Here is a 12,175-nt window from a genome sequence, read left to right as displayed (position 1 = left end):
CGTCTCCGAACCTTTGCCGGCGCTACTCCACATCGATGACGTTTTGACGACAGCGAAGGGATCTAGCGATCGCGGCTCAAGCCTTTTTCCGCAAGCTCCGCCAGATAGGCGTTCCAGCGCTCATCCCTCTCGTGGCCGAGCGTATGCAGGTAATTCCAGGTGAAGATGCCGGTGTCGTGGAAATCGTCGAAGGTGATGCGCACCGCATAGTTGCCGACCGGCTCGATCTTGAGGATGGCCACGTTGCGTTTGCCGGGAACCGTCACCCGCTGGTCGGGCGAATGGCCCTGCACCTCGGCCGATGGCGAGGCGACGCGCAAAAGCTCCGCAGGCAGTTCGAATGGCTGATGACTGGGAAAGGTGACCGACAGCAGCTTGCGGTCCTTGGAGACCCTGAGTTCTTTTGGCGCGGTCATGCTGTTTGATCCCATGTCGATTGCCCTTCCCTACGCCGCTTCGCGAAAGGGGAAAAGTCCTGATAGAACAACCGACATACCGTGTCGGCTCCGGGATGTTACCAAAGATCGAGAAGCGGTATCTTGAATGCCGGGCTGGATCGTATCACATAGCTGTATATAACGGCGCCGCCAACGGCCACGGAAACGCTCGAACATGAACATGATCGACCCCTTCGGTCGCACGATCAGTTATCTCAGGGTGTCGGTCACCGACCGCTGCGATTTTCGCTGCACCTATTGCATGGCCGAAGACATGGCCTTCCTGCCGAAGAAGGACCTGCTGTCGCTGGAAGAGCTGGACCGGCTCTGCACCGTCTTCATCGAAAAGGGCGTGAAGAGGTTGCGCCTTACCGGCGGCGAGCCGCTGGTGCGCAAGAACATCATGCATCTGGTGCGCCAGCTGTCGCGCCACCTCGATAGCGGCGCGCTGGAAGAACTGACGCTGACCACCAACGGTTCGCAGCTGTCACGCTTCGCCGCCGAGCTCGCCGAGTGCGGCGTCAAGCGTATCAACGTCTCGCTCGACACGCTCGATGCCGACAAGTTCCACCAGATCACCCGCTGGGGCCATCTCGACAAGGTCATGCAAGGCATCGATGCCGCTCAGGCGGCCGGGCTGAAGGTCAAGCTCAACGCGGTGGCGCTGAAGGATTTCAACGACGCTGAACTGCCCGACATGATGCGCTGGGCGCATGGCCGCGGCATGGATCTCACTGTCATCGAAACCATGCCGATGGGCGAGATCGATGCCGATCGCACCGACCAATATCTGCCGCTGTCGCTGCTGCGCGCCTCGCTGGAGCGCCAGTTCACGCTGACCGACATTCCCTTCAAGACGGGTGGCCCTGCCCGCTATGTCCACGTCGCCGAGACCGGCGGAAAGCTCGGTTTCATCACACCGATGACGCATAATTTCTGCGAAAGCTGCAACCGCGTCAGGCTGACCTGCACCGGCACGCTCTATATGTGCCTTGGCCAGGAAGACGCAGCCGATCTGCGCGCGCCGTTGCGTGCATCCGAAGGCAACGAACTTGTCGCCGACGCCATCGACGAGGCCATCGGCCGCAAGCCGAAGGGCCATGATTTCATCATCGACCGCCGCACCAGCCGTCCCTCGGTGTCCCGGCACATGAGCGTCACCGGCGGCTGATTTTTTCTCCGATTTGGTGCAAGAGTATCTTTGGTCACCAAGGCCAAGGGGGCATCGTGCTGCGTCTTTATCGTATCGGCTTGTCGTCGCTGACCACAGTTCTGTCCTTGGCGACGCCAGTTACAACAACTGCAAGCGCCAAGCCCTTCACCTATGTGAACGCGCGCTTCGGCACCGTCTGCACCTTTCCCGATGAGATATTCACCGATCGTCAGCCCGAGCCGGAAAATGGCGACGGACAGGTTTGGCTGAGCGCGGATGGCGCCAGCTTGACCTGCTCCGGCATCCTCAACGTCGATGACGACACGCCGAAAGGCTTTGTCGCCAATGAAAAGGTAAGCAAGGAACCTGGCTATACCGTTACCTACGGCAAGACCGGCAAGAACTGGGCGGTGCTGTCGGGCACGAAGGATGGAAAGATCTTTTATGAGCGGCGCCTGTTCGGCAGGGATGGCGTTATCCGCACGGTCTGGATCGATTACCCGCCAGCCCTGAAGTCGAAATACGACCCGCTGGTCGGCGCCATTGCCGGCAGTCTCGAGGGGCAGTGAGTATTTCCGAACACACCCCAGAAAAAGTCTTGTTCGCGAACCGCCGCCGGATTTACCGCCACGTCGTTCCGGCCTAGCCTTCCCCTGAAAGCGGCTCTTCGCTGATAGGGGGCAAAAATCATGCGCAAACTCATTCTTTCTCTTGCATTGCTCGGCCTTGCGGCCGTGCCCGCGGCAGCTCAGTCGATCGGTGGAACCTACACCGTCGCCGGCACCAATTTCGACGGATCGAAATATGATGGCGAAGCCACCATTACCCTGACCAGCGGGACGACCTGCGCGATCCACTGGGAGACTGGCGGCTCTTCCTCCGACGGCATCTGCATGCGCAACGACGATGCATTCTCCGCTGGCTATGTCATGGGCAAGGACATCGGCCTCGTCGTCTACAAGGTCGAGGATGACGGCTCGCTGCATGGCCTTTGGACCATCGCCGGCAAGGAAGGCAACGGCACCGAAGTGCTGACGCCGAAGAAATAGACATAACCACGCCTGCACAGCTTCCGGGAGGCGAAGCCGCCTCCCGACCAGATTGGCGCCGAATTGAGGACGTGATTTCATGCCGGCACCGGCGAATGCCCCGGTCCTGGCCCAGCCCTTTGCCATTGCTGTTTCGTGGCGGGCTGATACAGGCTTGCTTGCCCAAGCAACCGGTAGATGTCTTGCTTCTTTCCCCCAATCTTCGCGGCGCGTTGTTCATGATGGTGGCGATGGTTGGCTTCACGCTCAACGACGCCATCACCAAATACTCTTCGCAATCGATGAACATGGCGCAGGTCATGCTGATCAGAGGAGCCTTTGCCTCGCTCTTCGTCGGCCTGCTGGCCTGGCAACGCGGCGCGCTTTTGCAGCCGCGCCTGATGCTGCAGCCGCTGGTGGCAATCCGCGTGCTGGGCGAAGCTGGCGCCACCGTGGCATTCCTGGTCGCGCTTGCCCATTTGCCGATCGGCAGTGTCTCGGCCGTTCTTCAGGCGCTGCCGCTGGCGGTGACGATGGGTGCCGCACTGTTTTTCGGCGAAGTGGTCGGCTGGCGACGCTGGCTGGCGATCGCAGCCGGTTTTGCCGGCGTACTGGTCATCGTGCGGCCCGGCTTTGATGGCTTCAGCATCTATTCCCTTTGGGCGCTGGCCAGCGTCGCCTGCTGCACCGTGCGCGACCTCGCCACCAAGCGCATTCCCCAAACCATACCGACCATGCTGGTCTCGACCGCGACGGCGCTGGCAATGACCGTCGTCGGGGCGATGCTGTTGTCGCCGATGGGTGGCTGGACGCCGATGACCGGCAAGACCACGGCGTTGCTGGCGCTGGCCGCGGTGCTGGTGCTTATCGGTTATCAATTCATCATCATGGCGATGCGCTCAGGCGAGATCTCCTTCATCGCGCCGTTCCGCTACACCGCGCTGCTCTGGTCCATTCTGCTTGGCTTGATCGTCTTCGGCGACATACCGGACATGCCGATGATCGTCGGCGCGACAATCGTCGTCGGTTCGGGTCTCTACGCGCTCTATCGCGAGCGGGTTGTCGGCCGGCGAAGGATCGTCGCCGAAACAACCGGGCCGGCCATGGCGCCGGATGGAATCTAGCCGGGTCTTGTGATTTCCGGCGGCTGGCGTACAGGCTCGATGCATGAGGCGAGATATTGCAGGGATCGTCCTGGCCGGTGGTCAGTCGAGGCGGATGGGAGGCGGCGACAAGAGCTTGTTGCCGCTTGGCGGCGGCAGCGTGCTTGACCAAATCCTGTCGCGCTTTGGCCCGCAGATCGAAACCCTGGCGCTGAGCGCCAATGGCGATCCCGAACGCTTTTCCCGTTTCGGACTGCCCGTGCTTGCCGACACCGTCGAAGGCTTTGCCGGGCCACTTGCCGGAATTCTGACCGGCCTCGAATGGGCAGTTGCCAATACGCCTTGCAAGGCCGTCGTCACTGCTGCCGGCGATACGCCTTTCCTGCCGCTTGATCTTGTCGCGCGCCTTGCGGCGGCGGCCGGCGAACATCCGGGTTCAATCGCCGTCGCCTCCTCGGCCGGTCGGCTGCACCCGACCTTCGCGCTGTGGCCGATGGAGTGTCGCGACGCCTTGCGACATTTTCTGGTTGATGAGGACAACAGGCGCGTTTCGACCTTCATCGAGCGCCGTGGTCACGTCGAGGTGGAATTCCAGCTCGTGCAATCCGCTGGGCTCGATCCTTTCTTCAACATCAATGTGCCTGACGACCTTGCCCAGGCCGGGCGCCTGTTGCAGAGCATGACATCATGAACGTCTTCGGCATCACCGGCTGGAAAAACTCCGGCAAGACCACACTGACCGAAAAGCTGGTCGCGGAGCTTGTGCGGCGCGGCTGGAAGGTCTCGACGGTCAAACACGCCCATCATGATTTCGACATCGACAAGCCGGGCGCCGACAGCTTCCGCCACCGGCAGGCCGGCGCCACAGAGGTCGCGATCGTGTCCGGCAACCGCTGGGCGCTGATGCACGAATTGCGCGGCGAGGATGAGCCGCCGCTGCAGAGCATCCTCTCGCGGCTCGCCCCATGCGACATCGTGCTGGTCGAAGGCTACAAGCGCGAATCGCACCGCAAGATCGAAACGCGGCGCCTGGAAGCGAAGGATCGGACGCCGCTTTCAGCGGGTGATCCCAATATTGTCGCCATCGCCGCCGATTTCGCCGTTCCGGACAAGAGCCTGCCGGCATTCGACCTCGACGACGTAAAATCGATAGTCGACTTCATCGAGCGCACCACCGGCCTCGTTGCTTAAGATGTAACGTAACGGCAGAACCCCATTGCCGATTTCGGTGGTTTTGCAGTTGCTTTTTTCTTGGAAAGAGTGGGAGTATCGCTTCAGCGGGCGGTCAAAAGCACCGCCCCATAGAGCCGTTTCGGAACGACGGCCGGGACCATTAAAGAGAGGATTATCATGCGTATTGCACTGCGTATCGCGCTCGCCGCATCGGCTGCGCTGCTGACGCTCGGCGTCGCCCAGGCCCAGGAAAAGACCCTGCGGATCGGCACCGAAGGCGCCTATCCCCCGTTCAACAACCTCACCTCCGACGGCAAGCTCGTCGGCTTCGACATCGACATCGCCCAGGCGCTTTGCGATCAGATGAAGGTCAAGTGCACCTTCGTCGCCCAGGATTGGGACGGCATCATCCCGGCACTTCAGGCCGGCAAGTTCGACGCTATCGTCGCCTCGATGTCGATCACGCCGGAGCGCAAGGAAAAGGTCGACTTCACCCACAAATACTACAACACGCCCTCGGCTCTCGCCGTGCCGAAAGACAGCACGCTGAAGGGCGTGACCAAGGAAGATCTGGCTGGCAAGACCATCGGCGTCGCCACGACGACCACCCATTTCAACTATGCCTCGAAGACCTACACCGACAGCACCGTGAAGGGTTATCCGAGCAGCCCCGAGGAGCAGGCAGATCTGGCCAATGGTCGCCTCGACGCCATCGAGGACGATATCGTCGTGCTGCAGCAATGGCTGGACTCGCCTGATGGCGCCTGCTGCAAGATTCTCGGCCAGCCCTCGCCGCAGCCGGTCGAGATCTTCGGGCCGGGCGCCGGCATTGCCGTGCGCAAGGGCGAGACCGACCTGGTCAACAAGCTCAATGAGGCCATCGACGCCATCCGGGCCAATGGAAAATACAAGGAAATCAACGACAAGTACTTCAAGTTCGACGTCTTCGGCGCCGAGTCCTGATAGACAGGATCAAGACGGCGGGGAAATACCCCGCCGTCTTTCTATTCATCCTGGGAACGTCGTGGGGATAACACCTGTCAATGCCAGCCCAAAGCATATGGACACTTCTCAGTTGGGGACCTGATGGCTGGAGTGACGACATTGCCTATGGCGTCATTGTAACGGTTCTGCTTGCGCTGGCGACGCTCCCCATTGGGTTGGCGATCGGTTTTTTCATTGCGCTGGGCAAGCAATCCGAGGAGCCGTCGCTTCGCCTCGCCGCCAATATCTACACCACGGTCTTTCGCGGCCTGCCGGAACTGGTGACGCTTTTCCTGTTCTTCTTCGGCATGCCAATCCTGCTGCAGCATCTCATCCGGTATTTCCGCCCCGAAGCGACCATCGACGTCAACAGCTTCGTCGCTGGCATGATCGTGCTCTCGCTGATCTTCTCGTCCTATGCCAGCGAGGTTTTCCTCTCGGCCTTCCGCGCCATCCCGAAGGGTCAGTATGAGGGTGGTTATTCCATTGGTTTGTCCAAATGGCAGACCATGCGACTGGTGATTTTGCCGCAGCTGCTGCGCATTGCCTTCCCCGGTCTCGAGAATTGCTGGCTTAGCCTTCTCAAGGACACGTCGCTGGTTTCGGTCGTCGGTCTTGCCGAGACACTGCGCAATGCCGGCGTGGCGGCTCGCGTCACCAAGCATTCGTTCCTGTTTTACAGCATTGCGGCTCTGGTCTTTCTCGGTCTGGCCGTCGTGTCATCCTTCGCCACCAGTGCCATCTTGCGCTCGCTTGGCAAACGGGAGGCACAACGATGAGCGCCACCGCCGCCATGGTCGAACGGCCGCCACCGCGGACCCGCGGCTGGCCGCGACCGCGCATCGTCGGCTACGCGCTGGTCTGCCTGTGGATCGCCTTTGGCCTCGGCATCGTCAGCTATCTGTTTTTTGCCTGGAACCCGGCCTTCTTCGCCAAATATGCGCCGGCCTATCTGCGCGGACTGGGCGTTACCCTGTCACTGGTCGCCATTTCGATGGTGCTTGGCGCCGTCCTGTCCATGCCCGTTGCTTACGGGCGTATGTCCAGGAACCGGATCCTGTCCGGTCTTGCCTACTGTTACGTCTATTTCTTCCGGGGCACGCCACTGCTGGTTCAGACCTTTCTGGTCTATTACGGGCTAGGGTCGTTCAGACCGGAGCTCCAGATGATCGGGCTTTGGGATTTCTTCAAGGACGCCTTCAACTGCGGCGTCTTCGCCTTTGCGCTCAACACCGCCGCTTACCAGGCCGAAATCCTGCGCGGCGCCATCGAAAGCGTGCCCAGGGGCCAATGGGAAGGCGCCGCCTCCCTCGGCCTGCACAAATTGCAGACGCTGCGCAAGATCGTCCTGCCGCAAGCTCTGATCGTCGCCTTGCGGCCCTACGGCAACGAGCTGATCCTGATGGTCAAGGCATCCGCCATCGTCGCCATCATCACCGTCTACGACCTGATGGGCAATGCAAAACTCGCCTTTGCCAATTCCTTCGACATCCAGGCCTATATCTGGGTGGCCCTGGTGTACCTGGTGATGGTCGAGTTGTTGCGCCATGCGATCGAATGGATCGAGCGCCGGATCACCATCCACCTGAAGCGGTGACCCGTTTTTCGCCTGTGCCAGTCGATCAGACCACAGGCGTCTTGACGAATTGAGCGCAGGGCCTAGAGCTTCCGCAGCAATTTCGTTTCCGTCTGAAGGGCAAGCTTATGGCATCTGTGGCATTTCTCGGTCTTGGCGTTATGGGCTACCCCATGGCCGCGCACCTCAGGAACAAGGGTGGCCACGACGTCACCGTCTATAACCGCACCAAGGCCAAGGCCGAGCAATGGGTCGGCCAGCATGGCGGCAGCCTTGCGGTGACGCCGGCGGAGGCCGCGAAGGACAAGGACTTCGTCTTTTCCTGCGTAGGCAATGACGACGATCTGCGCTCGGTGACGACAGGTCCCGAAGGCGCCTTCAAATCGATGAAGAAAGGTTCGGTCTTCATCGACAACACCACCGCTTCGGCGGAAGTCGCGCGCGAACTGGCGGTAGCAGCGGAGGCAGGTGGATTTTCATTTCTCGACGCGCCGGTCTCCGGTGGCCAGGCCGGCGCCGAGAACGGCGTGCTGACCGTCATGGTCGGCGGCGACCAGGCTGCCTTCGACAGAGCGAGGCCCGTTATCGACGCCTATGCCCGCATGGTCGGGCTGATGGGGTCGGCGGGCGCTGGCCAGCTCACCAAGATGATCAACCAGATCTGCATCGCCGGGCTGGTGCAGGGATTGTCGGAGGGTATCCATTTCGGCAAGAACGCCGGGCTCGACATCGAGAAGGTGATCGAGGTGATTTCCAAGGGGGCCGCCGGTTCCTGGCAGATGGAAAACCGCCACAAGACGATGAATGCCGGCAAATATGATTTCGGCTTTGCCGTCGACTGGATGCGCAAGGATCTCGGCATCTGCCTGGCGGAGGCCGACCGCAACGGCGCCAAACTGCCGGTGACCGCGCTTGTCGACCAGTTCTACAAGGATGTGCAGGCCATGGGCGGCAAGCGCTGGGACACGTCCTCGCTGCTGGCGCGCCTGGAGAAGTAGGGGTCGCGATGGCCGAGCTTTCGCCCCAATCGAGTGCCGACGAAATCGTCGAGCATCTGCGCTCGATCGGCTCGGAGGAAAATCGTCTCGGCATGCTGCGCTACGGCATCAAGATCGACCGCGCGCTTGGAATCCCGCATGGCATTCAGCGGCAGATCGCCCGGAAGATCAAACGCAACCACGAGCGCGCCTTTAAGCTGTGGGCGTCAGGCATCATGGAGGCGCAGTTCATCGCTTCCGTCACGGCCGACCCGAAGCGGTTTTCCGCCAGGGATGCCAGGCAATGGGCGTCGAGTTTCGACTCCTGGGATATTGTCGATGGCGTCTCGGAACTCTTCGTCGACACGGACGCCTGGAAAGAGCTGATCGGCGAGTTCGCGGCCGATGAACGGGAATTCGTTCGACGCACGGCTTTCGCCATGATGGCCTGGTCTGTCGTGCACCGCAAGGAAGAGCCGGAGGCGACTTTTCTCGCCTTCCTGCCGATCATCGAAGCGCATGCCACTGACGAGCGCAATTTCGTCAAGAAGGCTGTGAACTGGGCGCTTCGTTCGATCGGCAAGCGATCGATGGCTATGCACGGTGCTGCCCTTGCTGTCGCCGAAAGGCTCGCGCGATCGACCGACAAGACGGCACGCTGGAACGGCAAGAATGCCGTGAAGGAACTGACCGATGCCAAAACGCTCGCGCGGATCGTCGCCAGAAAAATTTGACCTCGCCAATATCCGCTTTACCGAGGTGACGCTGGCGACCCGTGGCAGATTCGAGACGTTGTTCGAGCAGCCAGGTGCGCCAAAATACTGCTGGTGCATGGCCTGGCGGCACTCTGGCCGGGAGCATATCCAGAACGACGAGAAGAAGCGGCAGATGATGACGCTCATCGATGCCGGAACCCCTGTCGGCATCCTCGCTGAGATCGACGGCAAGACCATTGCCTGGTGTTCGGTCGCTCCGCGCGAGACCTATCGCAAGCTTTCAAAGCGGCAGGATGACAGCGAGACGGGTGTATGGTCGATCGTCTGCTTCTATGTGCCGAGGGCTTTGCGCGGCGGCGGCCTTGCTTCGGCCCTACTTGATGCAGCCATCGATCATGCCTTTGCCAAGGGCGCGCGCATCATCGAGGCCTATCCCGTGGCCGAAGCGTCGCCGAGCTACCGTTTCATGGGCTTTCGCGACATGTTCGCGTCGCGCGGCTTCCACGAGCCCGGCATGGCCGGTTCTCGCCGACATGTGATGCGGCTCGAGCATTGACGTCATTTGGCATGGCGTCTTTACTCGCCTGCAAAGGGAGCGGCCATGAACCATTTCACGTCAATCACAGGGCTCGCGGCCGCGTTGTCTCTCTGCGCGGCCGGCGCCTCGGCCGAGACCATGCACATCTTCTGGAAGGACTTGCGCCCGGCGACCCAGGCGGTCGCCGAAGACGCAGGCCTGCCGATGATCGCGGCTAAACTGCCGGATCATGGCGAGACACTGTCCGTCGGCCTGCAGGACAAGACCATACAATTAGCCGGCTATGCATTGCCGGTCGATCGCGATGGTGACCTCGTCTATCAGTTCTTGCTGGTGCCGTGGACGGGCGCGTGCAGCCACATGCCGACGCCGCCGCCCAATCAGATCGTGCTGGTCACGCCAGCCCATCCCTACAAGATGTCGCAAGCCTACCAGTCGGTCGCCATCACCGGCGCTCTGAAACCGGACATGGAGAAAAGCCAGTTGTTCATTTTGGATGGCGTCAGCGTCATCCAGTCCGGTTACAGCGTGCGCAAGGCGGATGTGATCGGCGTCGACACCGTGCCGGACACCGTCACCCTGCCGGTGAACTCGCCCTGGAGTTTCCTCAACAAGAAGAAGAACTGAGCGGGCGCCGCCCGCTCAGGCGGCGTTGGCGCCGGATTCCTTGTCCAGCACCATGTAGTCGAGCGGGATTTCGGTCGTGTACTTTATCTGCTCCATGGCGAAGGACGACGACACGTCACGGATTTCGATCTTGGCGATCAGCCGCTTGTAGAAGGCGTCGTAGGCGGCGATGTCGGGCACCACGACACGCAAGAGATAGTCGACGTCGCCGCTCATGCGGTAGAACTCGACCACCTCGGGAAACTCTTGGATGACCTCGGAAAAGCGGCGCAGCCATTCGTGGCTGTGCGAATTCGTGCGGATGGAGACGAAAACGGTGACCCGCACATTGACCTTCTCGTGGTCGAGAATGGCGACGCGCCGCTTGATGACGCCCTCCTCCTCGAGCTTTTGGATGCGGCGCCAGCAGGGCGTGGTCGACAGGCCGACTTTCTTGGCGACATCGGCCACCGCGAGGGTCGCGTCCTCCTGCAGGAGGCGGAGAATTTTTCGGTCAAGGCGGTCCATTAGAGGCTCCTGAGGAATAGTTTGGCTATATTCCCCTTTATTCGGGGCTTTCACAAGAAAGAAATTCTGCCAATCACTATGAAAGCGAGTGATTTCTTGCTGAATGCCTAGCCAAGGCGATAGCGGATTTCCGAGCGCAGGAAAGGCAGCAAATCCATTTCAAACCACGGATTCTGCTTCAGCCAGCCGCTGTTGCGCCAGGATGGATGCGGCAGCGGCAGCACTTTTGCGCCGACTGAATTCTCCCAGATGGCGCGCCAGTCCATTACCGTTTCGGTCAGCGAAGGGCGGCGCGCGGCGCCCATATGCCAGGACTGCGCGTAGATGCCGATCGTCAGAACCAGGTCGATCCGAGGCATCAGCGCCATCAGGGGCGCACGCCAGGCCGGCGCGCATTCGCGCCTTGGCGGCAGGTCACCACCCTTGGCATCCTGGCCGGGAAAGCAGAAGCCCATCGGCACGATGGCGAATTTCTCGATGTCGTAGAACTCATCGGTGCTCACGCCGAGCCAACTGCGCAGGCGGTCGCCCGAAGCATCGGTGAACGGCATGCCCGACAGGTGCACCTTGGTTCCAGGCGCCTGGCTGGCAATCAGGATGCGGGCACTGGACGAAGGCCGCAGCACCGGCCGCGGCTCATGCGGCAGCGGCCTGCCGACGGGGTTTTCCACGCAGATGCGGCAGGCCCGGACCTCTGCGGCAAAACTGTCCAGTTCCAGGCTCAAGCGGCGGCACTCGGCCTGCTGGAGATCGCCTGATGCCAACGCAAGACATTGGTGCATTCCTCCGGCACCTTGATGCGCGCCGGCTTCATGAAGTCGATGGCGATCAGGCCGGTGATATCGGCAATCGAATAGCCGTCGCCGGCGGCGAATTCCCGCTTCGCCAACTCGCCATTGAGGATTTTCAGGAACTCCAACGCCTTCGGCTTGTTGGCCTCGCCCCATTCGGGGATTTGCGGGATTTCCCATTCCTTCATGGCCGGATGGATATGGCGAAAGGCCTGCGCGACGCAGCCGAGCAGGTTGAACTCCATCCGCCTCTGCCACATCTCGACCTGTGCCTTGCCGAGCGCGCCGCGTCCGAACAGGGCCGGCTCCGGATGCAACTCCTCGAAATACCGGCAGATGGCGACGGATTCGGTGATGACGGTGCCATCGTCAAGCTCCAGCACCGGCAAGCGCCGCAAAGGGTTGCGCGAGCTCACCGTTTGGCCCTTGTGCTCCAGCGCGCCCATGTCGACGGGCACCAGCGGAACCGCGATCCCCTTTTCGGCGAGGAAGACGCGTACCCGCCGCGGATTGGGCGCCCGGCCACCGTCGAAGAGCTTCATTTCGATCCCCCCTTTCCTTCCAA

At 61.2% G+C, this 12,175-nt stretch carries 17 protein-coding genes; 13 read left to right on the top strand and 4 right to left on the bottom strand.

From position 1 onward, the window contains the following. Positions 1-62 precede the first annotated feature (62 nt). Positions 63-416 (bottom strand): gamma-butyrobetaine hydroxylase family protein, encoded by a 354-nt coding sequence (locus D3242_RS25495; RefSeq protein ID WP_019858114.1) that lies wholly within the window; start codon positions 414-416, stop codon positions 63-65. Between the two features lie 196 nt (positions 417-612). Between D3242_RS25495 and moaA the strand changes: the two genes are divergently transcribed. The 13 genes from moaA to D3242_RS25430 all read left to right on the top strand — a co-directional run bounded on the left by moaA (position 613) and on the right by D3242_RS25430 (position 10,312). Then, complete coding sequence (moaA, locus tag D3242_RS25490; protein WP_038646784.1) at positions 613-1,608, top strand: GTP 3',8-cyclase MoaA; 996 nt, start codon at positions 613-615, stop codon at positions 1,606-1,608. A 56-nt stretch (positions 1,609-1,664) separates the two neighbouring features. Then, on the top strand, positions 1,665-2,159 hold the full coding sequence (locus tag D3242_RS25485; RefSeq protein WP_064985461.1) for a hypothetical protein: 495 nt from the start codon (positions 1,665-1,667) through the stop codon (positions 2,157-2,159). A gap of 120 nt (positions 2,160-2,279) precedes the next feature. Beyond that, positions 2,280-2,639, top strand: coding sequence for a hypothetical protein (locus D3242_RS25480; RefSeq protein ID WP_038646786.1), 360 nt, complete (start codon positions 2,280-2,282; stop codon positions 2,637-2,639). A gap of 182 nt (positions 2,640-2,821) precedes the next feature. Next, positions 2,822-3,742 (top strand): DMT family transporter, encoded by a 921-nt coding sequence (locus D3242_RS25475; protein ID WP_064985463.1) that lies wholly within the window; start codon positions 2,822-2,824, stop codon positions 3,740-3,742. A gap of 43 nt (positions 3,743-3,785) precedes the next feature. Continuing rightward, entirely contained in the window at positions 3,786-4,412 is a 627-nt protein-coding gene (mobA, locus tag D3242_RS25470; protein WP_038646790.1) for a molybdenum cofactor guanylyltransferase MobA, read from the top strand. Next, positions 4,409-4,912, top strand: coding sequence for a molybdopterin-guanine dinucleotide biosynthesis protein B (mobB, locus tag D3242_RS25465; RefSeq protein ID WP_064985464.1), 504 nt, complete (start codon positions 4,409-4,411; stop codon positions 4,910-4,912). Before mobA ends, mobB begins: the two co-directional genes overlap by 4 nt. Before the next feature lie 159 nt (positions 4,913-5,071). Continuing rightward, positions 5,072-5,857 carry an ABC transporter substrate-binding protein gene (locus D3242_RS25460; protein WP_019858120.1) on the top strand — a complete coding sequence of 262 codons (786 nt, stop codon included), beginning with the start codon at positions 5,072-5,074 and terminating at the stop codon, positions 5,855-5,857. A gap of 80 nt (positions 5,858-5,937) precedes the next feature. After that, positions 5,938-6,657, top strand: a complete 720-nt coding sequence (locus D3242_RS25455; protein WP_019858121.1) for an ABC transporter permease — start codon at positions 5,938-5,940, stop codon at positions 6,655-6,657. Continuing rightward, a complete protein-coding gene (locus D3242_RS25450) occupies positions 6,654-7,475 on the top strand; it encodes an ABC transporter permease (protein ID WP_038646794.1) in 822 nt (273 codons plus the stop codon). The genes D3242_RS25455 and D3242_RS25450 overlap by 4 nt, the downstream gene beginning before the upstream one ends. A 107-nt stretch (positions 7,476-7,582) precedes the next feature. Beyond that, entirely contained in the window at positions 7,583-8,452 is an 870-nt protein-coding gene (locus D3242_RS25445; RefSeq protein WP_019858123.1) for an NAD(P)-dependent oxidoreductase, read from the top strand. An 8-nt stretch (positions 8,453-8,460) separates the two neighbouring features. Continuing rightward, positions 8,461-9,165, top strand: a complete 705-nt coding sequence (locus tag D3242_RS25440) for a DNA alkylation repair protein (protein WP_064985466.1) — start codon at positions 8,461-8,463, stop codon at positions 9,163-9,165. Continuing rightward, a complete protein-coding gene (locus D3242_RS25435; RefSeq protein WP_081296193.1) occupies positions 9,125-9,703 on the top strand; it encodes a GNAT family N-acetyltransferase in 579 nt (192 codons plus the stop codon). The genes D3242_RS25440 and D3242_RS25435 overlap by 41 nt, the downstream gene beginning before the upstream one ends. Positions 9,704-9,748: 45 nt before the next feature. Continuing rightward, positions 9,749-10,312: a DUF3299 domain-containing protein gene (locus D3242_RS25430; RefSeq protein WP_019858125.1), complete on the top strand. Its 564-nt coding sequence runs from the start codon at positions 9,749-9,751 to the stop codon at positions 10,310-10,312. 15 nt (positions 10,313-10,327) lie between these two features. Here the strand turns inward: D3242_RS25430 and D3242_RS25425 are convergent, their stop codons facing one another. The 3 genes from D3242_RS25425 to D3242_RS25415 form a co-directional block, all read right to left on the bottom strand. Beyond that, positions 10,328-10,819, bottom strand: a complete 492-nt coding sequence (locus D3242_RS25425; protein WP_006205209.1) for an Lrp/AsnC family transcriptional regulator — start codon at positions 10,817-10,819, stop codon at positions 10,328-10,330. Between the two features lie 107 nt (positions 10,820-10,926). Then, positions 10,927-11,601: a uracil-DNA glycosylase family protein gene (locus tag D3242_RS25420; RefSeq protein ID WP_064985468.1), complete on the bottom strand. Its 675-nt coding sequence runs from the start codon at positions 11,599-11,601 to the stop codon at positions 10,927-10,929. Further along, entirely contained in the window at positions 11,541-12,152 is a 612-nt protein-coding gene (locus D3242_RS25415) for a glutathione S-transferase (RefSeq protein ID WP_064985469.1), read from the bottom strand. Before D3242_RS25415 ends, D3242_RS25420 begins: the two co-directional genes overlap by 61 nt. Between the last annotated feature and the right edge of the window lie 23 nt (positions 12,153-12,175).

Source organism: Mesorhizobium jarvisii, from assembly GCF_003601985.1.
Classification (GTDB): domain Bacteria; phylum Pseudomonadota; class Alphaproteobacteria; order Rhizobiales; family Rhizobiaceae; genus Mesorhizobium; species Mesorhizobium jarvisii.
This window is presented reverse-complemented; position numbering and strand designations above follow the sequence as displayed.

Coding starts and splice junctions, on each gene's coding strand:
- D3242_RS25495 (WP_019858114.1), bottom strand. CDS start 416: ATGACCGCGCCAAAAGAACTCAGGGTCTCCAAGGACCGCAAGCTGCTG.
- moaA (WP_038646784.1), top strand. CDS start 613: ATGAACATGATCGACCCCTTCGGTCGCACGATCAGTTATCTCAGGGTG.
- D3242_RS25480 (WP_038646786.1), top strand. CDS start 2,280: ATGCGCAAACTCATTCTTTCTCTTGCATTGCTCGGCCTTGCGGCCGTG.
- mobA (WP_038646790.1), top strand. CDS start 3,786: ATGAGGCGAGATATTGCAGGGATCGTCCTGGCCGGTGGTCAGTCGAGG.
- mobB (WP_064985464.1), top strand. CDS start 4,409: ATGAACGTCTTCGGCATCACCGGCTGGAAAAACTCCGGCAAGACCACA.
- D3242_RS25460 (WP_019858120.1), top strand. CDS start 5,072: ATGCGTATTGCACTGCGTATCGCGCTCGCCGCATCGGCTGCGCTGCTG.
- D3242_RS25455 (WP_019858121.1), top strand. CDS start 5,938: ATGCCAGCCCAAAGCATATGGACACTTCTCAGTTGGGGACCTGATGGC.
- D3242_RS25450 (WP_038646794.1), top strand. CDS start 6,654: ATGAGCGCCACCGCCGCCATGGTCGAACGGCCGCCACCGCGGACCCGC.
- D3242_RS25445 (WP_019858123.1), top strand. CDS start 7,583: ATGGCATCTGTGGCATTTCTCGGTCTTGGCGTTATGGGCTACCCCATG.
- D3242_RS25440 (WP_064985466.1), top strand. CDS start 8,461: ATGGCCGAGCTTTCGCCCCAATCGAGTGCCGACGAAATCGTCGAGCAT.
- D3242_RS25435 (WP_081296193.1), top strand. CDS start 9,125: ATGCCAAAACGCTCGCGCGGATCGTCGCCAGAAAAATTTGACCTCGCC.
- D3242_RS25430 (WP_019858125.1), top strand. CDS start 9,749: ATGAACCATTTCACGTCAATCACAGGGCTCGCGGCCGCGTTGTCTCTC.
- D3242_RS25425 (WP_006205209.1), bottom strand. CDS start 10,819: ATGGACCGCCTTGACCGAAAAATTCTCCGCCTCCTGCAGGAGGACGCG.
- D3242_RS25420 (WP_064985468.1), bottom strand. CDS start 11,601: ATGCACCAATGTCTTGCGTTGGCATCAGGCGATCTCCAGCAGGCCGAG.
- D3242_RS25415 (WP_064985469.1), bottom strand. CDS start 12,152: ATGAAGCTCTTCGACGGTGGCCGGGCGCCCAATCCGCGGCGGGTACGC.